The organism is Streptomyces sp. RB17 (assembly GCF_009604455.1).
Taxonomy (GTDB): Bacteria; Actinomycetota; Actinomycetes; order Streptomycetales; family Streptomycetaceae; genus Streptomyces.
The window spans coordinates 352,739-372,421 of record NZ_WEGL01000006.1; the positions used below are offsets into that span (position 1 = coordinate 352,739).

Here is a 19,683-nt window from a genome sequence, read left to right on the forward strand (position 1 = left end):
GGCACGCCGGCGCGGAACCGGTGGAGAGCCGTGATCCGGCCGGCGAACGCCTGGGGAGCGGTGACGTCACGGCTGGCGCGGGGGTCCACCGGCGTGCCGGTGGCGAACCGGCGGGCGGTCGCCGTTCGGTCGGCGCAGGCCCGGGGAGCGGTGACGACGCGGCCGGTGCGGGCCGTGCGGGCGGTCACCGGCCCGCCGGCGCGGACACCGATGCCGGTGAGGTCGTCCGCCCCGGTGGACCGGTGACCGGAACCGACCCGGACACGGCCGGCGATCCTGCCGCTCGGCAGGACACCGTCGCCGCCGTCGTGCGGCAGTGGCGGGCCGTGCATCCCGAGTTGGACACCGGGCCCATGGAGGTCATCGGCCGGATCAACCGGTGTGCCGCGCTGCTCCAGCAGGCCGAGGACGCGCCGCTGCGCCGGGCCGGGCTCAGCCGCCCCGAGTTCGACCTGCTGGGCGCGCTGCGCCGCACCGGCCACGAGCTGACCCCGGGGGAGCTGGCCCGGGAGACCTTCTCCTCCGGGGCCGCCGTCACCAAGCGGCTCAAGCAGCTGACCGAAAGCGGACTGGTCGAGCGGCGCGGCGACACCCGGGACCGCCGGGTCGCCCACGTCCGCCTCACCGAGGCGGGCCGCGACCTCGTCGACGGCATCCTCCCGGAGCAACTCACCTATGAATCGGCCGTGTTGAGTGTGCTGGCTCCCGAGGGGCTGGACGAACTCGCCGTTCTGCTCGCCGAATTGCTCGGCCGCCTGGAGGGCCGGATGGGGGCGCTTCGGGCGTAACGGAGGACATCGGAGGACGTCGTGCGCCGTACGGCGGTACGTGGAGCGGCGGTCCTCGATGTCGGTCCAGCGGTCGCCGTAGGCATTCCGCGTGATGAGCGGTTCCCGCAGAAAGTCGTGCGGGGAGCCGAGCGGCACGGCACTCGCCCCGTCCAGTCGCTTCAGCGCGTCCGCGTCCAGCTGATCACGTCCTCCCCCCAGGCGGCCGGCCTGTGCCCCACGGAGTCCAGCCGGCCAGTCCGACACGCCCAAGTCCAGCACTGTGCCGGAGCGCACGACGTCGTCCAGGGCGCGCATCATCGCCTCGATCGGGGTGAAGTTGTCCCGGCGAGCAGTGAAGTTGCCGCCGGCATCGGCATACATGTCGAGGATCCGCGCACTGGTGTCCTTGTCGGCACCCCAGCCCCAAGCGCACGCGAAGTCACGGGCAGCGCCTCAGCCCTCCTCGCCGGCCCGGTGCACGCCGAACGCCGCGCCCTGCGGATCCCGCAGCACCGCGATGCGCGGGCCGTCGGGCACCGACACGGGTGCCAGGACGACGGACCCGCCCGCCCGCTGCGCGACCTCGGCCGTCGCGTCCACGTCGTCCACCGCGAAGTACGGCAGCCAGTGCGGCGGCACCTCGGGCGGGAACCGGTCGCCCATGTCGGCCATGCCGCCGAAGTCGTCGCCGCCGATGCCCCACTGCGTGTACCACTCGGAGGTGTCGACGCTCCAGCCGAACACCGTGGTGTAGAAGTCCCGGGCCCGCTCGGTGTCCCGGGTCGCCAGTTCCACCCAGCCGAGGGTGCCGGGCGCGTTGAACAGCCCGGCCCCGGGGAAGGCCCGCGCCTGCCACAGCTGGAACGCCGCGCCGGTCGGGTCGAGGGCCACCGCGAACCGGCCCACGTCGAACACGTCCATCGGGCCGAGGATCACCGTCCCGCCGGCCTCCTCCACGCGCCGTGCCGCCGCGTCCGCGTCGGTCACCGCGAAGGAGACGTTCCACGCCACGGGCTGGGACTCCTGGTACAGCGGGGTGAGTGCGGCGACCGCAGCGTCACCCAGGTGCGCCACCGTGTACCCGCCCGCCTCCTGCCGCGGATCGGTCTCCGGCCGCCAGCCGAACAACTCGGTGTAGAACCCCTTGGCCCCCTCCAGATCGTTGGTCCCGAGCTCGGTCCAGCAGGGTCCGCCGGTCACCGGCCTGTCGAACTTCATGACGGGGTCCCTTCCGGCCGCGGCGGACTGGCGTATCGGCACAGAGATCCCTTCCGGTGCGCGAAGCGACCTCTTCCGGCACGCTAACCCCGGCCCCCTGTCCGGGCCATCCGGGACGGTCGACGGGGGCGCCGAATTCACTTGCCCGCGCGGAACACGGTGCGCAAGGGTCCCGTCATGAGCACCGAGGACGCCGTGGCCCCCGCGCTGGCCGAGGAGATCGCCGAGTACTACGGACGTGACCGTGAGGACGCCCGGCTGCGGACCGGCGCCGGACGGCTGGAGTTCTGGCGCACCCAGGACGTGCTGCGCAGGCTCCTGCCGCCAGCTCCGGCGCGGATCCTCGACGTGGGCGGTGGCAGCGGAGTCCACGCCGAGTGGCTCGCCGCCGACGGCCATGACGTGGAACTCCTCGACCCGGTGCCCCGGCACGTCGAACGGGCGGCCGGGCTGCCCGGCGTGCGGGCCCGCCACGGCGACGCCCGCGCCCTGGACGCACCGGACGCGTCCGTGGACGTCGTGCTGCTCCTCGGCCCGCTCTACCACCTGCCCGAGCGCCCGGACCGGGTGCGGGCACTCGCCGAGGCGCGCCGGGTGGTGCGGCCCGGAGGGCTCGTGGTCGCCGCGACGATCAACCGGTTCGCACCGCTGCACGACAACCTGAGCACCGGGCTCTACTTCGACGCCGGGCACCGGCCGCAGATCGAGGCCGCTGTCGGCGACGGCCGGATGCGGCCGACCGGTGGGCCGAAGTCCCTGTTCACCACGGCCTACTTCCACGACCCCGGCGACGTCCCCACCGAGTTCACGGACGCCGGCCTGACGCCGCACGGGCAGTACGGCCTCGAAGGCGCGGCCTGGCTGATGGGCGGCATCGACTCCTGGCTCGACGATGCGGAGCGCCGGCCGCTGGTCCTGGCGGCCATGCGGCAGACCGAGTCCGTGCCCTCACTGCTGGGCATCAGCGGCCATGTCCTCACCTCCGGGACCAGACCCTGAACATCAGCCGGGACACGAACACCAGAACCTCGGCGCCAGGCCCCGGAGACCAGAGGCTCGGTGCCAGGCCCCTGGGCGTCAGAGGTCCGGTGCCATGGCCCGGGCGCCACAGGCCCGGCGCCAGGGTTGCGGAACGCGGGTGTCCCGGCGGCAGGCCCGTGGGCGTCAGAGGTCCGGCGCGAGGGTCGCGGGCGTCAGAGGTCCGGCGCGAGGGTCGCGGGCGTCAGAGGTCCGGCGCGAGGGTCGCGGGACGCGGGTGGCCCGGCGGGAGGCCCCTGGACGCAAGGCGTCCGGTGCCATGGCCCGGGCGTCGCAGCCCCGCGCCAGGGTTGCGGGACGTGGGCGGCCGGGCGGCAGGCCCGTGGGCGTCAGAGGTCCGGCGCGAGGGTTGCGGGCGTCAGAGGTCCGGCGCGAGGGTTGCGGGCGTCACAGGCCCCGCGCCAGGGTTGCGGGACGTGGGCGGCCCGGCGGCAGGCCCCTGGACGCCAGACGTCCGGTGCCAGGGCCCGGGACCTGAGCGGCCCCGCGCCGAGGTCTCGGACGTCGGCGGCCCCGCGCCAGGGTCCGGATGCCGTGCGCCCGGACGCCGTACGCCGCGGCGCGAGAAGCACAGTCGCTAGATCCCCGGCCGGTAGCGCAGCGGATGGTCCTCCGGCACCTCCACCAGCGCGATGCGGATGCCGTCCGGGTCGGCGATCCACATCTCGACCAGGCCCCACGGCTCCTTCACCGGCGGCCGGACGATATCGACGCCCGTGGCCTTCAGCTCCTCGTGCGCGGCCGTCACGTCGTCGACCTGCAACCACAGCCGGACCGCGGGCGACGGCGGCGCCTCGGACCTCCCGGAGACCTCCAGGAAGCCGCCGCCGAGGAAGTAGACGGTCCCCCGCTCGGACCCCGTACCGAACTCACGGTAGACGGACAGGCCCAGCTGCTCGCCGTAGAAGACCCGGGAGCGCTCGGGGTCGGTGGGGGTGAGCAGCGTCCGGCTGCTGAGTACGTGCACCATGCAGGCGGAGCCTAGCGGCAGGGTTACCCTCGACCCTGGCTCAGCCACGCCCGAGATCGGAGACAGTTCCATGGAAACCCCCGCCGCCGGACCCGCCTTCAGAGACGCCACCGGCGCCGACGTCGACGCGCTGGTCGCGCTGATCGAGTCGGCCTACCGGGGCGACTCCAGCCGGGCCGGGTGGACCACCGAGGCGGACATCCTGCAGGGGCGGCGGACGGATCCCGAGGGCGTGCTGGAGGTCATCAAGTCCCCGGAGAGCCGGCTGATGGTCGTGGAGCAGGGCGGGCGGATCGTCGCCTGCTGCCAGCTCGAACACCGCGGTGATCATGCCTACTTCGGCATGTTCGCGGTCAGCCCCACCCTGCAGGGCGTGGGCCTCGGCAAGACGGTCATGGCGGAGGCCGAGCGCCAGGTCCGCGAGGCCTGGGGCGTCACCGAGATGCACATGACGGTGATCTCCGTACGGGACGACCTGATCGCCTGGTACGAGCGCCGGGGCTACCGCCGTACGGGAAAGATGTCGCCCTTCCCGTACGGCGACGAGCGCTTCGGCATCCCGCAGCGCGACGACCTGCAGTTCGAGCTGCTGGTGAAGAAGCTCGGGTGACCGTCAGGCCGTGAAGCGCCCCGTGCGCTTGATCTCCGGGAAATCGGTCGTCGCGCCGTCCAGCTCCAGGGCGCGGACCAGCCGCAGATGATCCTGGGTGTTGACGACCCAGCCGATGATCCGCAGCCCGGACCTGCGCGCGTGCTCGACCACCTCCAGGGTGAGCCGGCGGATGTTGAGACAGACGGTCGCCGCGCCCACGGCGACCGCCCGCTCCACGATGTCCGTGCCGTAGCGGCTCCCGATCAGCGCCGTGCGCACGCCCGGCACCAGCCGGGCGATCTCGGCGACCGCGTCGTCGTGGAACGAGGACACCTCCACCCGCCCGACCAGATCGCGTTCGTGCATCACCGCCGCCAGCGCCCGGGCCGCCGCCACATCCTTGATCTCGGCCTGCAGCGGCGTGCGCACCGCGTCCAGCACCTCCTCGAACACCGGCACCCGCTCCCCGCGGCCCGCGTCCAGGGAGCGCAGCTCGGCCAGGGTCTTGTCGGCGATGGGCCCGGTGCCGTCGGTCGTGCGGTCCACCTCGGCGTCGTGCATGACGACCAGAGCGCCGTCCTTGCTCAGGTGAAGATCCAGTTCGATCAGATCGAGGCCGGCGTCCTGCGCGGCGACGAAGGAACGAAGGGTGTTCTCGGGCTCCACACCCATGACCCCGCGGTGACCGATGGTAAGGAAGTTCAAGGTTCGACTCCGTTCCGTCGACGGCGGCTCGGCACGCGCGGAACGGGCGGACTCCGTCGTCCACGCGGGCAGAGTCGCAGCCTAACGGCCGGACCCCGCGATGAACCCGCACGTGCACGAGGCATACGGGTGCGTGGCGGCCGCCGGGCGGCCGGTACACGCCCCCGCCGTCACCCTGTCGTGGGCGAGTCCCGGCCGCTTTGACCCACCGGATCGCTGCGGCACCGCAAGCGGGGATACTCGGCGGAAGTGAGCGCCGTCACGGTTTACGGCAGGAAAAATGTCGGTGACCAAGGGGATGGACAGAAAGATTTCCCGATCTGCCTCTTGCTGGCTGAAACGGGGTATGCATACGGTGTCCTTACGCGAGCTTCTCCCGTGGAGGATGGGACATGACGGAAATTCTTGTGCAGGCGGGTACGGAGGGACAGATTCCTTCGTCGACCAGGGTGGTTGAGCACCCGGCCTGGCCCGTGCTCAAGGATGCCGTGGAGCGGATCCGGCCATGGCAGTCCAAGGACGGATCGATCGACTTCGAGGCCGAAAACGCCCCTGCCGGGGCGGACGTCGAGGCCGCCGTACGGCGTGTTGTCGACGCGGTCGAAGAGCTGTCCCCGCTCATCCCGCACGACGAGGCCTACCACCAGGCTCTGGTGAAGGATCTGCACCGCTGGGCCGAGGGCGGCTTCCAGGTGCCGGACTTCCTGGACTCCCTGCTCGCCTTCCAGCCCGCCGCACAGCGCGCCGACGGCCTGCAGCACCTGGTCGTCTTCCCGATGTACACGCAGAACGGCAACCTCGACCGCAACCTGGAGGCGGTCGTGCTGCGCATGGTCTGGCCGGAGTGGCTGGCCGAGCTGGAGCGCACCCGCTACGACAACCCGCTGTTCTGCGGCATCACCTTCGAGGACTTCACCTCCGGCTACGACACCAACTCGGCCGTCCTCTTCCCGGAGACCATCGCCGTACGCGAGGCGCCGGAACGATTCTCCTGGGGTGGCATCTTCTGCGACCGGGAGGCCGCCCGCTTCCGCCGGGTCACCGAGGCCGCCGTCGACATCCTGGGCCTTCAGCTGCCCGAGGACATCGCCGCGATGGTCCACGACCAGAAGCGCTGCGAAGAGGCCTTCGTGCTCTGGGACATGGTCCACGACCGCACCCACAGCCACGGCGACCTGCCGTTCGACCCGTTCATGATCAAGCAGCGCCAGCCGTTCTGGATGTACGGCCTGGAGGAGCTGCGCTGCGACCTCACCGCCTTCAAGGAGGCCGTGAAGCTCCAGGCGGACGGCGTCCCGCAGGCCCGTGACGTGCAGTACGCGGTGCTCTTCGACCGGATGTTCCGCTTCCCGGTGACCGGCGACCGCGTCCGCAACTACGACGGCCTCGGCGGCCAGCTGCTCTTCGCCTACCTGCACAAGCACGACGTCGTCCGCTGGACCGACAACAAGCTCTCCATCGACTGGGAGCGCGCCCCGCAGGTCACCAACCAGCTCTGCGCCGAGATCGAGAAGCTTTACAAGGACGGCATCGACCGGCCGAAGCTGGTGCACTGGTTCGCCGGCTACGAGCTGGTCTCCACCTACCTCGCCCCGCACCCCGGCTCCAGGTGGGCCAAGGGCCCGGAGGCGCTGGACCTGACCCAGCCGCCGCGCAAGCTCGTGGACGACGTGCTTCCGGACGAGTTTCCGCTGAGCATGTTCTACGAGGCCCTGTCCAAGAAGCTGAAGAATGTGATCGCCTCCACCAAGGGCATCACGGCGGACAGCGCCGAGCGGATCGCCGCGTGAGCGACCGCAGCGACGAGAACACTGCTTCAGAGGGGAAGAACGTGGCGAACAACGGGTCTCTCAGCGGTGCGGTGATCGCGGTGGCCGGCGCGGGCGGACCCGCCGGGCACGCGACGCTGGTCCGGCTCGCCGAGGCCGGCGCGGTCGTCGTCGGCGCCGACAACAACCCCGAGCGCCTGGCGGAGGCCGTGGACGCGGCCCGCTACGCGCGCGGCGGCGCCACGGTCACGGGGGAGACGGTCGACCTGCTCGACCTGGACTCGACCCGGGCCTGGGCCGACCGCATCGAGAAGGAGCACGGCCGGATCGACGGTCTGGTCCACCTGGTCGGCGGCTGGCGCGGCAGCGCCACCTTCGAGGAGACGAGCCTCGCGGACTGGGACCTGCTGGAGAAGCTGCTCATCCGCACGGTGCAGCACACCTCCCTGGCCTTCTACGACGGCCTGCAGCGCAGCGACCGCGGCCGCTACCTGCTGATCAGCGCCGCCGGCGCGTCGAAGCCCACCGCGGGCAACGCGGCGTACTCCGCGTCCAAGGCCGCCGCCGAGGCGTGGACCCTGGCCATGGCCGACGGCTTCCGCAAGGCCGGCGGCGAGGCCGGACCGCGCTCGGCGGCTACGATCCTGGTGGTGAAGGCGCTGGTGCACGACGCGATGCGCGCCGAACGCCCCAACGCGAAGTTCGCGGGTTTCACGGACGTCAAGGACCTCGCCGAGGCCATCGAGGGCGTCTGGAGCAAGCCCGCCGCGGAAGTGAACGGAAACCGTCTGTGGCTGACCGAGAAGCCGTGAACCCTCCCAAGACCGACGCGCGTCGCCATCACGACCCCGCGGTCCGCGGTTTCGCCAGTGACAACTACGCCGGGGCCCACCCCGAGGTGCTGGCCGCCCTGGCCCTCGCCAACGGCGGCCACCAGGTGGCGTACGGCGAGGACGAGTACACCGAGAACCTCCAGCGGATCATCCGCAGCCACTTCGGGGCCACCGCGGAGGCTTTCCCGGTCTTCAACGGCACCGGCGCGAACGTGGTCGCGCTCCAGGCGGTCACCGACCGCTGGGGCGCGGTGATCTGCGCCGAGAGCGCCCACATCAACGTGGACGAGGGCGGCGCGCCCGAGCGGATGGGCGGCCTGAAGCTGCTCACCGTGCCCACGCCGGACGGCAAGCTCACGCCCGAGCTGATCGACCGGCAGGCCTGGGGCTTCGAGGACGAGCACCGCGCGATGCCGCAGGTCGTGTCGATCACCCAGAGCACGGAGCTCGGCACCCTCTACACGCCGGAGGAGATCCGCGCGATCTGCGAGCACGCCCATGCGCACGGCATGAAGGTGCACCTGGACGGCTCCCGGATAGCCAACGCGGCCGCCTCCCTGAACGTCCCCATGCGCACGTTCACCGACGCGGTCGGCGTCGACATCCTCTCGCTGGGCGGGACCAAGAACGGTGCCGTGTTCGGCGAGGCGGTCGTGGTCCTCAACCAGGACGCGGTGCGGCAGATGAAGCATCTGCGGAAGATGTCGATGCAGCTCGCCTCGAAGATGCGCTTCGTTTCGGTGCAGTTGGAGGCGCTGCTGGCGAAGGACCTGTGGCTGCGCAACGCCCGGCACGCCAACGAGATGGCCCAGCGGCTCGCCGAGGGCGTGCGCGCGGTGCACGGCGTGGAGATCCTCTACCCGGTGCAGGCCAACGGCGTGTTCGCGCGACTCCCGCACGACGTGTCCGAGCGCCTGCAGAAGCGCTTCCGCTTCTACTTCTGGGACGAGGGCGCCGGAGTGGTGCGCTGGATGTGCTCCTTCGACACCACCGAGGAAGACGTCGACACCTTCGTGGCGGCGCTCAAGGAGGAGATGGCGCGCTAGCCTCCAGCTATGCATAGGTATGCGGCCGCTTGAAAAGTCATTGACTGTCGGGTGGCCGCGTTCCTATGCTCTGCGGGCATGGAGCTGATCCAGAACACCGCCGATCTGTCCGCGTACTTGGCCGCGGACGAGGTCATCGACCATCACCATCCCGTGGTCCGGGAGACCGCCGAGCGGCTGGCCGCGGAGGCCACAGACTCGTATGCCTATGCGCGGGCCGCCTATGAATTCGTCCGCGACACCATCCCGCACTCCCAGGACTCCGGCGACCTGCGCGTCACCTGGCGCGCCTCCGACGTCATCAGGCAACGCACGGGCATCTGCCACGCCAAGGCACACGCGCTGGCGGCCCTGCTGCGCGCGGAGGACATCCCGACGGCCCTGTGCTACCAACGGCTGACCCATGACGCCGGAAGCGGCCATGTCCTGCACGGCCTGGTCGCCGTCCGCTTCCACGGCGCCTGGCACCGGCAGGACCCGCGCGGCAACAAGCCGGGCGTGGACGCCCGGTTCTCCCTCGACGGCGAGCGACTGGCCTGGATCCCCGATCCCTCGGCCGGTGAGCTCGACTATCCGGTCCTGTACGCCGCACCGCACCCGGTCGTCCTCGACGCCCTGAAGGCGGCACCTGACCGGCCGTACCTGTGGAAAACGCTCCCGGACGCACTCTGAGACCGGCAGGAACCCCGCTGAACGGCCCACTGTCACATGCACGTTGGCGACAAACCCGGTGTCCCGTCACGACGCCGAGCTGCCGGGTGCCGGTGCGCCGTGAAGCCGACGGCACCGCAACTCCCCAGGGGCGCGGGGAACTGCGAGACCGACCCCCACCAGCACGCAGCCGAACGAACCCCCCGAGGACCCCCACCCCCCGACCAAAGCACCGCAGGTTACCGCGCCTCGGCCGCCCGCAACTGCTCCGCCGTCGGTGCCGTACCCCCCAGATGGGCGGGCAGCCACCAGGAGTCCCCGGAATCCTTCGGGCGGCCCGGGTAGGCGCGCTGCGCGGCATCCAGCAGTTCCTGGACGCCCGCGCGCAGCCGGCGGGTGATGGCGCCCGCGTACTGGTCGCGGGGTGCCTCGACCGCCTCGCCGACGCGGATGGTGACCGGCAGGTGGCTGCGCCTGAAGTTGCGGGGGTGGCCCTTCGTCCACAGCCGCTGGGTGCCCCACACCGCCATCGGGACCAGCGGGACACCGGCGTCCTGGGCGAGCCGGGCCGCACCGGACTTGAAGCTCTTCAGCGTGAACGACTGCGAGATGGTGGCCTCCGGGAAGACCCCGACGACTTCACCGGAGCGCAGCGAGTCCAGCGCGTGCGCGTAGGCCGCCTCGCCCTGATTGCGGTCCACCGGGATGTGCTTCATGCCGCGCATCAGCGGACCGGAGATCCGGTGGCGGAAGACGGACTCCTTGGCCATGAAGCGCACCAGCCGGTTCTGCGGCAGCGCCGCCAGGCCGTTGAAGACGAAGTCCAGATAGCTGATGTGATTGCTCACCAGCACGGCGCCGCCCGAGCGCGGGATGTTCTCCGACCCCTGGCAGTCGATGTTCAGGTCCCAGACCTTGAACAGCGTCTTGGCGAAACCGATGACGGGACGGTAGACCAGCTCTGCCATGGGCGGGGTGGACCCTTTCTGCTCTGCTCGGGAAAGGGGGCTCCCGGCGGGAAAGTTACGCAGCCGTAGGTTTACGGCGTCTCGCAGATCGTGCCCGAAGAACGGACGGGTAGCCAGTTCTGGTGCCCGGCGGCGGCGAGATTCTCGTCACGTCGGCCTACATCCCGCCTCGGATCGTCAAGCCCGTTTTACTCCGCCCGTACAGTGGCCCTCTTCAGGAGCAGGAACATCTCGCATCCCAGGCAGAAGCCGAACGCCGCGTTCAGGAAAGCGGCGGCCAGCGCAGCGCCGGTCGCGGCCAGTCCCAGCCACTGCGGACCGGCGGTGAACCCGACGAGGCCGAGCCCCGCGAACACCAGGCCCACGGCCTGCGCGAACCGCGGCGGCTCCGGCGCCTCGAACTCCTTCGGCGGCCCGAGCCGCGGCCGTAGCGCCGTGCGGAACGCCCAGCCGTACGGCGAGCGCTGCACGCCCGCGACCGCCCCCACCGCGAACGCCAGCGTCTGCCAGCCCAGCACCCAGGAGTTCTGCAGGATCAGTGCCACGGCCAGCACGGCCGTCGTCACGGCCGCGCCGAAGCGCGGCCCCCTCACATCGATGTCCATGAATCCAGCATTCCGCAACGGAAACGCCCGCGGGAGGCGGGAATCTTTGCAGTCTCGTGAATGCTTGTGCAGATGATGACCGGAGTGGTGGTGTGCGTGGCGGTGCTCGTCGTGGCGAGCGCCTTCGGAGTGCTGCACAAGCGGCGGAGCGGGAGAGTTCGGGTGCGCGGGCGGGACGAGGGCAAGCGGCTGGGAGCCGCCGAGCTGGGCGGCGACCTCGGCGAGCGCGCCACGCTGGTCCAGTTCTCCAGCGCCTTCTGCGCACCCTGCCGGGCCACCCGGCGCGTCCTCGGCGAGGTCGCCGGCATGGTCCCCGGGGTGACCCACATCGAGATCGACGCCGAGGCCCGTCTGGAGCTCGTACGCGAACTGGAGATCCTCAAGACGCCCACCGTGCTGGTGCTCGACGCCGACGGACGGGTCGTACGGCGTGCCACTGGACAGCCCCGCAAGGCCGACGTCATCGCGGCGCTGGGCGAGGCCGTGTGAGGGTGCCTCAGGAGACGGCGCGGTGCCTTCCGTATCCCGGACCGTGCTTGACTGGGCGTACCAACTATCGTCAGCCTGACCGTATGCCGACCGAACTCCTTCTCCACGGGCGGGTCCACGTCGACCTCGCCCGCACCGCGAGCGCCATCTGTCCGGGCTGTTGAGACCCGACGGCCCAGCTCGCGACCACCAGCAGAAGGACAACTCCATGACGGCCTCGCCCGACCTCGGCACTGTTCAGCTCGCCTCCCCCGACCTGTTGCGCTCGACGTTCCGCCGGCACGCCGCCGGTGTGGCGGTGATCACCGCGCGCGGTGCCTCCGGCCCGGTGGGTTTCACCGCCACCTCCCTCACCTCGGTCTCCGCCGAGCCCCCGCTCGTCTCCTTCGGCATCGGCACGGGCGCCTCCAGCTGGCCCGCGATAGCAGACACGGAACACATCGGCGTCCACATACTCGGCGAGCACCAGGGCGAGCTGGCCGCCACCTTCGCCCGCAGCGGCGCCGACCGCTTCGGAGCGCCGACCGCCTGGCGCGAGGGCCCGGAAGGCGTACCGGTGCTCGACGACGTGCTGGCCTGGCTGGTCTGCCGGATCGTCGGCAGGGTCCCGGCCGGTGATCACCGGATCGTGCTCGCCGAGGTCGTCCTGGGCGACCCCTCGGGGGCCGGCCGACCCCTCCTCTACCACCAGGGCCGCTTCAACGGTCTGCGGGATTGATCACGTCCGCCCGTCCTGCGCGGGCGTCGAGTTCCGGTTACGCTGCGTTGCGAAGGTCACAGTTCAAAGCGCTTGCTTAGCGGGCATGAACTGGGTGTACTGACGAGTAATATTCCGGTCGGAGCGCGCGGACGCCCCGACCGGAATCGGCCGCTTGAGGCGCCTATGCTGCGTGCAAGAGGCAGCCCGGAAATGACGATGCAGTAGGAGAGCCGGCGTGAGCTTGAGGATCGTTGTCACTGTGAAGTACGTGCCCGACGCCACTGGCGACCGGCACTTCGCCGATGACCTGACCGTCGACCGCGACGACGTGGACGGTCTGCTCTCCGAACTGGACGAGTACGCGGTCGAGCAGGCCCTCCAGATCGCGGAGAACGCGGACGACGCCGAGGTCACCGTCCTGACGGTCGGCCCCGAGGACGCCAAGGACGCGCTCCGCAAGGCCCTGTCCATGGGTGCCGACAAGGCCATCCACGTCGAGGACGACGACCTGCACGGCACCGACGCCATCGGCACGTCCCTGGTGCTGGCCAAGGCCATCGAGAAGGCCGGCTTCGACCTGGTCGTCTCCGGTATGGCCTCCACCGACGGCACCATGGGCGTCGTACCGGCCCTCGTCGCCGAGCGCCTGGGCGTCCCGCAGGTCACCCTGCTGTCCGAGGTCTCCGTCGAGGACGGCGTCGTGAAGGGCCGCCGCGACGGCGACGCCGCCTCCGAGCAGCTTCAGGCCTCGCTCCCGGCGATCGTGTCGGTCACCGACCAGTCGGGCGAGGCGCGTTACCCGTCCTTCAAGGGCATCATGGCGGCCAAGAAGAAGCCGGTGGAGTCCTGGGACCTGTCCGACCTGGACATCGAGGCCGAGGAGGTCGGCCTGGACGGCGCGTTCACCAAGGTCGAGACCGCGAACGAGCGTCCGGCGCGCACGGCCGGCACCATCGTCAAGGACGAGGGCGAGGGCGGCAAGCAGCTCGCTGAGTTCCTCGCGAGCCAGAAGTTCATCTGAGGCTCGCCCCCGCTGACCGCCCCTCAACTTCCGTTTTCGCAGGAGATCAATCCCATGGCTGAAGTCCTCGTCTACGTCGACCACGTGGACGGTGCCGTCCGCAAGCCCACCCTCGAGCTGCTGACCCTGGCCCGCCGCATCGGCGAGCCCGTCGCCGTCGCGCTCGGAGGCGGCGCCGCCGACACCGCCGCCACGCTCGCCGAGCACGGTGCGACCCGCGTCCTCACCCACGACGCCCCCGAGTACGCCGAGTACCTGGTGGTGCCGAAGGTGGACGCCCTGCAGGCCGCCCACGAGGCCGTCTCCCCGGCCGCCGTGCTGGTCCCCTCCTCTGCCGAGGGCAAGGAGATCGCCGCCCGTCTGGCGCTGCGCATCGGCTCCGGCATCATCACCGACGCCGTCGACCTGGAGGCCGGCGACGAGGGCCCGGTGGCCACCCAGTCCGTGTTCGCCGCGTCCTTCACCACCAAGTCCCGCGTCATCAAGGGCACCCCGGTCATCACGGTCAAGCCGAACTCGGCCGCCGTGGAGGCCGCCCCGGCCGCCGGTGCGGTCGAGGCCCTCGCCGTGACCTTCTCGGACAAGGCGACCGGCACGAAGATCACCGCGCGCACGCCGCGTGAGTCGACGGGCCGCCCGGAGCTGACCGAGGCCGCGATCGTGGTCTCCGGTGGCCGTGGCGTGAACGGCGCCGAGAACTTCTCGATCATCGAGGCCCTCGCCGACTCCCTCGGTGCGGCCGTCGGCGCCTCGCGTGCCGCCGTCGACGCCGGCTGGTACCCGCACACCAACCAGGTCGGCCAGACCGGCAAGTCGGTCTCGCCGCAGCTGTACATCGCCAACGGCATCTCCGGCGCGATCCAGCACCGTGCCGGTATGCAGACCTCCAAGACGATCGTGGCCGTCAACAAGGACGCGGAGGCCCCGATCTTCGAGCTGGTCGACTTCGGCGTGGTCGGCGACCTCTTCGACGTCGTCCCGCAGCTGACCGAGGAGGTCAAGGCCCGCAAGGGCTGAGCCCCACCCAGGCGCCCCGAGGCCCCGGTGACCGACGCGGTCACCGGGGCCTCGGGGCATCCTGGTGACGACCGCCGGGCGCCGACCAGCGGGTGGACGGGGTGTTGACCAGCGAGAACCGCACGGATAACTTCACTCTACGGATTGTTGATTCCGTAGAGCGGAAAATTGGAGGGTGTGGGATGGGTCAGCAGGAGAAGGTGGCGACGAGCCTCGCGGGCGCCGTGAGCGAGGAGATCAGCGCCTCCCTCGCACCGGTCGACGCAGAGCTGGAGCGCCGCTACCCCGGGGACCCCGGCACCCGGCAGCCCGTGCACACCGTCTACGTCCCCGGTGACGCCTTCGCCGCCGACACCATCCGTTCCTGGGGCGACCAGGCCCTCGCCGCCCTGGACGAGCACGCCCCCGACGCCGCCTCCTTCGCCGCCGTCCTGGGGCTCTCCGACGAACTCGCCGAACCGGTCTACTCCCGCGTCCGCGCCAAGCTGGAACGCGAGCCCATCGAGGACCTGCGCGTCGACTTCGAGGACGGCTACGGCCCCCGCCCCGACGCCGAGGAGGACCGGGCGGCGGCCCGCGCGGCCCGGCTGATCGCGGAGGCGTACCGCAACGGCACGGCGTCGCCGTACATGGGCATCCGCATGAAGTGCATGGAAGCGCCGGTACGCGACCGGGGCATCCGCACCCTCGACGTCTTCCTCACCGGTCTGATCGAGGCCGGCGGCCTGCCCGAGGGCCTGGTGCTGACCCTGCCCAAGGTGACGTACCCGGAGCAGGTCGGCGCGTTCGTGCGGCTGCTGGAGGCCTTCGAGAAGGTGCACGGTCTGGACGCCGGGCGGCTCGGCTTCGAGATCCAGATCGAGACCAGCCAGTCCATCCTCGCCACCGACGGCACCGCCACCGTCGCCCGGATGATCCAGGCCGCCGAGGGCCGCGCCACCGGGCTGCACTACGGCACCTTCGACTACAGCGCCTGTCTCGGCGTCTCCGCCGCCTACCAGGCCAGCGACCACCCGGCCGCCGACCACGCCAAGGCGGTCATGCAGGTCGCGGCCGCGGGCACCGGCGTGCGCGTCTCGGACGGCTCCACCAACGTCCTGCCCGTCGGCCCCACCGAGAAGGTCCACGACGCCTGGCGGTTGCACTACGGCCTCACCCGCCGCGCCCTGGCCCGCGCCTACTACCAGGGCTGGGACATGCACCCCGGCCACATCCCCACCCGCTACGCCGCCGTCTTCGCCTTCTACCGCGAGGGCTTCGAGCAGGCCGCCGCCCGCCTCGCCCGCTACGCCAACCGGGCCGGCGGCGACGTCATGGACGAGCCCGCCACCGCCAAGGCCCTCAGCGGCTATCTGCTGCGCGGCCTGGACTGCGGCGCCCTCGACATCGCCGAGGTCGCCCGCCTCAGCGGCCTGACCCGCGCCGACCTGGAGGGCTTCGCCGCTCCCCGGCGCGGTGACCTGACGGCCTCCACGAAGTAGAGGTCGCGGGCAGGTCACAGCCCCCGGCCGGGGGAGTGGCCCGGCACCGCCGCCCCGTACGCTGGACGCCACGCATCGATCAGGCGGACGCGACCAAGGACGACGACAGGAACGGGGCGGCGGTGTCTTCGGGGGAGCTGGGACCGGCGGAGTACGGGCACACGGACGACGGGGCCGGCCGGCTGCTGGCCGGGCGCTACCGCGTCACCGCGCGGCTCGGCCGCGGCGGCATGGGCGTGGTCTGGCGGGCCGTGGACGAGGTCCTCGGCCGCGAGGTCGCCGTCAAGGAACTGCGTACCTACAACGACACGGCCGGACCGGAACTGTCCGAGCTCAGGCTGCGCATGCAGCGCGAGGCCCGGGCCGCCGCCCGGGTCCGCCACCCCGGTGTCGTCGCCGTGCACGACGTCACCGAGGTCGACGGGCGCCCGCTGATCGTCATGGAGCTGATCGACGGGCCCTCCCTGGACGACGTCCTGCGCGAGCGCGGCACCGTCGACCCGTACGAGGCGGCACGCATCGGCGCCGCGGTGACGGACGCGCTGGCCGCCGCCCACCGCGCCGGCGTCCTGCACCGCGACGTCAAGCCGGGCAACATCCTCCTGGACCGCTCCGGCCGCGTCGTCCTCACCGACTTCGGCATCGCCACCATGGACGACCCCGGCGACGGCTCGGCCACCCGCCTCACCCGCAGCGGCGAACTCGTCGGCTCCCTCGACTACCTGGCCCCCGAACGTGCCCAGGGTGCCGAGCCGGGCCCGCCCGCCGACATGTGGGCCGTGGGCGCAACTCTCTACGCGGCCGTCGAGGGCGCCTCACCCTTCCGCCGTACGTCCACCTACTCGACGCTCACCGCGATCGTCTCCGAACCCCTGCCCGAGCCCCGCCGGGCGGGGCCGCTGGCGCCGGTGCTGCGGCGTCTGATGGACAAGCGCCCGGACGCCCGGCCGGACGCCGAGGAGGCTCGTGGGGCGCTGCACGAGGTGGCTCGGGCACGGACCCCGGACGTCCCGACGACCACCCTGCGCGCGACGCCGCCCCGGGCGGCCGGACCGACGCAGAGCGCGCCGTCCGTGCCGCCGGGCTTCGGCCTCGTACAGCCCGGCCCGGCGTCCGCCTTCGCCGCCGGCCCGCCCCTGCACCCGGTGCCCTCGTACGCCGACGGCACCGCCCCCACCGGACCGACCCCCGCTCACCCGCCCGGCGCCCTCACCGGGCCGCTGGACTCGGCGACCGGCTCGCCCCGCCGCAGGGGCCGCGCTCTGCTCGCCGCCGCTTCCGTCGCCGTCGTCCTCGCCGCGGCCGGGGTCACCGTGGCCCTGGTGCGCGACCAGGGGGCGCCGAGGACGGACTCGGCGGCGGCCGGGTCCCGCTCCGGGACCGCGACCACGAAACGGGCCGGAACCGAGTGGTCCACGCAGCCGAAGAAGTCGCACGGGCACGGCTGGAAGGGCGCCGAGCCCGGCGGGACGGCGAGCGGCGCGGGTGACGGCAAGCCGTCCTCGCGCCCCTCCGCTTCGGCCTCCGCCACGCCATCGGACCAGCCGTCCAAGGCTCCAGCCCCGACCGGAAGTTCGGGGCACTCCTCCAGTCCGGGGGCGGCCTGCCGGGCCATCGGCGGCAGTAAGTACGACTGCCAGGTCTGGCGCACCGCCACGTCCTACACGGCCTCCGGCACCGCGGCCGGGACCCTGAACGCGGGCACCGACTACTTCTACTGCCAGGCGAATCTGGGCCGCCGGGAGACCTACGGGCGGTGGACGAACGTGTGGTGGGCGAAGACCGACGACGACAGCGGCAACACCGGCGTCTATGTCAGCGACGTCTACCTGAAGGGCGGGAACAACGACCAACCGGTGCCCGGGCTGCCGGTCTGCTGATTGTTGGCGTACGGCTCGAAACCCGACTCCGTCACCCACTTCTGCTCGGCGAACAGCCGGGTGCCCCGCGCGCAGAGCCCGGGATCACGGCGGGCCCGCGCGCAGAACTCCTCCGGCGTGATTCCGAACAGCTCTCGTAACGCGGCTGAATCCACGAGGAGTTCGGTGAGCAGGGCACGCTGGTCGCCGGGACGGCGGCGCGGCGCACCGGCGCCGTCGTGCAGCACGCCGTGCCGGTTGACGTACGCGTACGCCCCGGTGAGCGCGGACCCGTCCGGCAGGCCGATCCGCACGTCCGGGGCGGGGAGCCAGGCCCGCCGGAAGTGGGGCTCGCTGGCGTCGATCACCTCCAGCTGGCGCCGGTCCAGCCAGATGACGAACAACTCCCGTAACGCCTGAGGTGACTTGACGGGAGAGGCGGAGACATAGCCCAGGCGGCTGACGTGCGCCGAGATGCCGACGTCGAGCCCGGACACCCGCGAGCGCACCATCGGCACGGGCGAGTCGATCCCGAACTCGGACATTTTGTGCCGCAGTTGGCCCGGGCAGGCGTTGGAGCCGACGGCGAGCAGCGGCACCCGGTCGTCGTGGACCAGGCGCTCCAGCGGCAACATCCGGTCGCCGTACAGCAGTCCGGAGTCGGCGGGCCAGGCGCCGGGATAGGTCAGCGGATGGTCGCGGGGAGCGTCGGCGAGGCCGAGTTCCTCCAGGGTGCGGCCGGTCACGGGCGGCTCAGTCGGCCGGCGGCAGCTCGCCCGAGCCGCGCGTGATCAGCCGGGTGGGCAGCTCGATGCGCTCCGGTGCGACGAGGCCGCCGTCCAGCTGACGGAACAGGCGCTCGGCCGCGGTGCGGCCGAGGGCGGCCGCGTCCTGGGCGACGACCGTGACGCCCGGCTGGAGCAGATCGGCCAGCTCGATGTCGTCGAACCCGACGAGGGCGACCGGGCGGGAGTGCTCGGCCAGCACCCGGATCACCGTGACCGTCACCCGGTTGTTGCCCGTGAAGATCGCGGTGACGGGGGCGGGTCCGGAGAGCATCTCCTCCGCCGCCCGGCGCACCCGCTCGGGATTGGTCTGTCCCAGAGACATCCAGGCGTCCTCGACCGGTATCCCCGCGTCCTCCATGGCCGCCCGGTAGCCGCGCAGCCGCTCGGCGGCGGTGTGGATGCGCGGCATGTCGCCGATGAAGCCGATCCGGCGGTGGCCGTGCGCGATGAGATGGGCGACGCCGTCCCGGGCACCGCCGTAGTTGTCGGACAGGACCACGTCGGCGTCGATGCGCCCGGCCGGACGGTCCACGAACACCGTTGCCACGCCCGCCCGGATCTCCGGTTCGAGATAGCGGTGGTCGTCCCCGGCCGGGATCACCACGAGACCGTCCACCCGCCGTGCGCACAGGGCCAGCGCCAGTTCCTGCTCGCGCTCCGGGTCCTCGGCGCTGGAGCCGTTGATCAGCAGGGCGCCGTGGGCGCGGGCCACCTCCTCGACGGCGCGGCTGAGCGGGCCGTAGAAGGGGTCGGCGAGATCCTCCAGGACCAGGCCGATGCTCGCCGTACGGCCCTTGCGCAGCACGCGGGCGCTGTCGTTGCGGCGGAAGCCCAGCGCGTCGATCGCCTCCTGCACCCGGCGCTCGGTGTCCGGGGTGACTCCGGGCTCGCCGTTGACCACCCGGGAGACCGTCTTCAGGCCGACCCCGGCCCGCGCCGCCACGTCCTTCATGGTCGGGCGGTTGCCGTAACGGGTGCCGGAAAGGCTGTCTGTGCGGCGGGTGGTCTCGGGCACGATGCGGCGTCCTGTCCTGTCGTCCGTCTGGCCACGGAGCCGGTGCGCCCGGGGGTGTGCGCCGGTGTGTGCGGGGTTGTGCACCCCGGGTGATGCGCCGATCCGTGGTTTGTATGAGGATGTGGCGTCGAGCATAGAGCCTGGACAA

At 71.8% G+C, this 19,683-nt stretch carries 21 protein-coding genes; 14 read left to right on the plus strand and 7 right to left on the minus strand.

The window, feature by feature from the left end; all coding sequences use genetic code 11:
- The first annotated feature begins 242 nt into the window (after positions 1-242).
- Positions 243-788: a MarR family transcriptional regulator gene (locus SRB17_RS26750; RefSeq protein WP_323376352.1), complete on the plus strand. Its 546-nt coding sequence runs from the start codon at positions 243-245 to the stop codon at positions 786-788.
- 435 nt (positions 789-1,223) lie between these two features.
- Here SRB17_RS26750 and SRB17_RS26755 read toward each other — a convergent pair whose 3' ends face one another.
- Positions 1,224-1,988 carry a VOC family protein gene (locus SRB17_RS26755; RefSeq protein WP_153542693.1) on the minus strand — a complete coding sequence of 255 codons (765 nt, stop codon included), beginning with the start codon at positions 1,986-1,988 and terminating at the stop codon, positions 1,224-1,226.
- A 177-nt stretch (positions 1,989-2,165) separates the two neighbouring features.
- Here SRB17_RS26755 and SRB17_RS26760 point away from each other — a divergent pair, with 177 nt between their 5' ends.
- Positions 2,166-2,987: a class I SAM-dependent methyltransferase gene (locus SRB17_RS26760; RefSeq protein ID WP_153542694.1), complete on the plus strand. Its 822-nt coding sequence runs from the start codon at positions 2,166-2,168 to the stop codon at positions 2,985-2,987.
- Positions 2,988-3,603: 616 nt separating this feature from the next.
- Here the strand turns inward: SRB17_RS26760 and SRB17_RS26765 are convergent.
- Entirely contained in the window at positions 3,604-3,996 is a 393-nt protein-coding gene (locus SRB17_RS26765) for a VOC family protein (protein ID WP_153542695.1), read from the minus strand.
- A gap of 70 nt (positions 3,997-4,066) precedes the next feature.
- Between SRB17_RS26765 and SRB17_RS26770 the strand changes: the two genes are divergently transcribed.
- Positions 4,067-4,606 (plus strand): GNAT family N-acetyltransferase, encoded by a 540-nt coding sequence (locus SRB17_RS26770; protein WP_153542696.1) that lies wholly within the window; start codon positions 4,067-4,069, stop codon positions 4,604-4,606.
- A 3-nt stretch (positions 4,607-4,609) separates the two neighbouring features.
- Here the strand turns inward: SRB17_RS26770 and SRB17_RS26775 are convergent, their stop codons facing one another.
- A complete protein-coding gene (locus tag SRB17_RS26775) occupies positions 4,610-5,293 on the minus strand; it encodes a glycerophosphodiester phosphodiesterase (RefSeq protein WP_153542697.1) in 684 nt (227 codons plus the stop codon).
- Between the two features lie 392 nt (positions 5,294-5,685).
- On the opposite strand from SRB17_RS26775, the gene SRB17_RS26780 reads away from it, so the two are divergent.
- The 4 genes from SRB17_RS26780 to SRB17_RS26795 all read left to right on the plus strand — a co-directional run bounded on the left by SRB17_RS26780 (position 5,686) and on the right by SRB17_RS26795 (position 9,613).
- Positions 5,686-7,083 carry a DUF6421 family protein gene (locus tag SRB17_RS26780; protein WP_153542698.1) on the plus strand — a complete coding sequence of 466 codons (1,398 nt, stop codon included), beginning with the start codon at positions 5,686-5,688 and terminating at the stop codon, positions 7,081-7,083.
- Entirely contained in the window at positions 7,080-7,874 is a 795-nt protein-coding gene (locus tag SRB17_RS26785) for an SDR family oxidoreductase (protein WP_323376277.1), read from the plus strand. The genes SRB17_RS26780 and SRB17_RS26785 overlap by 4 nt, the downstream gene beginning before the upstream one ends.
- Complete coding sequence (locus SRB17_RS26790) at positions 7,871-8,941, plus strand: low specificity L-threonine aldolase (protein WP_323376278.1); 1,071 nt, start codon at positions 7,871-7,873, stop codon at positions 8,939-8,941. The genes SRB17_RS26785 and SRB17_RS26790 overlap by 4 nt, the downstream gene beginning before the upstream one ends.
- A gap of 78 nt (positions 8,942-9,019) precedes the next feature.
- On the plus strand, positions 9,020-9,613 hold the full coding sequence (locus tag SRB17_RS26795) for a transglutaminase-like domain-containing protein (RefSeq protein ID WP_153542699.1): 594 nt from the start codon (positions 9,020-9,022) through the stop codon (positions 9,611-9,613).
- 218 nt (positions 9,614-9,831) lie between these two features.
- On the opposite strand, the gene SRB17_RS26800 is transcribed toward SRB17_RS26795, so the two are convergent.
- Entirely contained in the window at positions 9,832-10,560 is a 729-nt protein-coding gene (locus tag SRB17_RS26800; protein ID WP_153542700.1) for a lysophospholipid acyltransferase family protein, read from the minus strand.
- A 188-nt stretch (positions 10,561-10,748) separates the two neighbouring features.
- Entirely contained in the window at positions 10,749-11,165 is a 417-nt protein-coding gene (locus tag SRB17_RS26805) for a DUF4395 domain-containing protein (protein ID WP_153542701.1), read from the minus strand.
- A gap of 75 nt (positions 11,166-11,240) precedes the next feature.
- On the opposite strand from SRB17_RS26805, the gene SRB17_RS26810 reads away from it, so the two are divergent.
- From SRB17_RS26810 to SRB17_RS26835, 7 genes are all read left to right on the plus strand, one after another.
- Positions 11,241-11,654 (plus strand): TlpA family protein disulfide reductase, encoded by a 414-nt coding sequence (locus SRB17_RS26810; protein WP_153542999.1) that lies wholly within the window; start codon positions 11,241-11,243, stop codon positions 11,652-11,654.
- 83 nt (positions 11,655-11,737) lie between these two features.
- Positions 11,738-11,818 carry a putative leader peptide gene (locus SRB17_RS48575; RefSeq protein ID WP_351617915.1) on the plus strand — a complete coding sequence of 27 codons (81 nt, stop codon included), beginning with the start codon at positions 11,738-11,740 and terminating at the stop codon, positions 11,816-11,818.
- Positions 11,819-11,862: 44 nt separating this feature from the next.
- Positions 11,863-12,372 carry a flavin reductase family protein gene (locus tag SRB17_RS26815; protein ID WP_153542702.1) on the plus strand — a complete coding sequence of 170 codons (510 nt, stop codon included), beginning with the start codon at positions 11,863-11,865 and terminating at the stop codon, positions 12,370-12,372.
- Between the two features lie 217 nt (positions 12,373-12,589).
- Positions 12,590-13,375, plus strand: coding sequence for an electron transfer flavoprotein subunit beta/FixA family protein (locus tag SRB17_RS26820; protein WP_323376279.1), 786 nt, complete (start codon positions 12,590-12,592; stop codon positions 13,373-13,375).
- A gap of 54 nt (positions 13,376-13,429) precedes the next feature.
- Complete coding sequence (locus SRB17_RS26825) at positions 13,430-14,392, plus strand: electron transfer flavoprotein subunit alpha/FixB family protein (protein WP_153542703.1); 963 nt, start codon at positions 13,430-13,432, stop codon at positions 14,390-14,392.
- Between the two features lie 182 nt (positions 14,393-14,574).
- Complete coding sequence (locus SRB17_RS26830; protein ID WP_153542704.1) at positions 14,575-15,873, plus strand: DUF6986 family protein; 1,299 nt, start codon at positions 14,575-14,577, stop codon at positions 15,871-15,873.
- Positions 15,874-15,995: 122 nt separating this feature from the next.
- The gene (locus tag SRB17_RS26835; protein WP_323376280.1) at positions 15,996-17,753 is read left to right on the plus strand and encodes a protein kinase domain-containing protein; all 1,758 of its coding nucleotides are present in this window, start codon (positions 15,996-15,998) and stop codon (positions 17,751-17,753) included.
- Here SRB17_RS26835 and SRB17_RS26840 read toward each other — a convergent pair.
- Together SRB17_RS26840 and SRB17_RS26845 are read right to left on the minus strand one after the other, a co-directional pair.
- A complete protein-coding gene (locus SRB17_RS26840) occupies positions 17,699-18,478 on the minus strand; it encodes a hypothetical protein (protein WP_323376281.1) in 780 nt (259 codons plus the stop codon). The two genes, SRB17_RS26835 and SRB17_RS26840, sit on opposite strands and share 55 nt — an antisense overlap.
- Positions 18,479-18,485: 7 nt before the next feature.
- Complete coding sequence (locus SRB17_RS26845; RefSeq protein WP_323376282.1) at positions 18,486-19,535, minus strand: LacI family DNA-binding transcriptional regulator; 1,050 nt, start codon at positions 19,533-19,535, stop codon at positions 18,486-18,488.
- Positions 19,536-19,683: the final 148 nt, after the last annotated feature.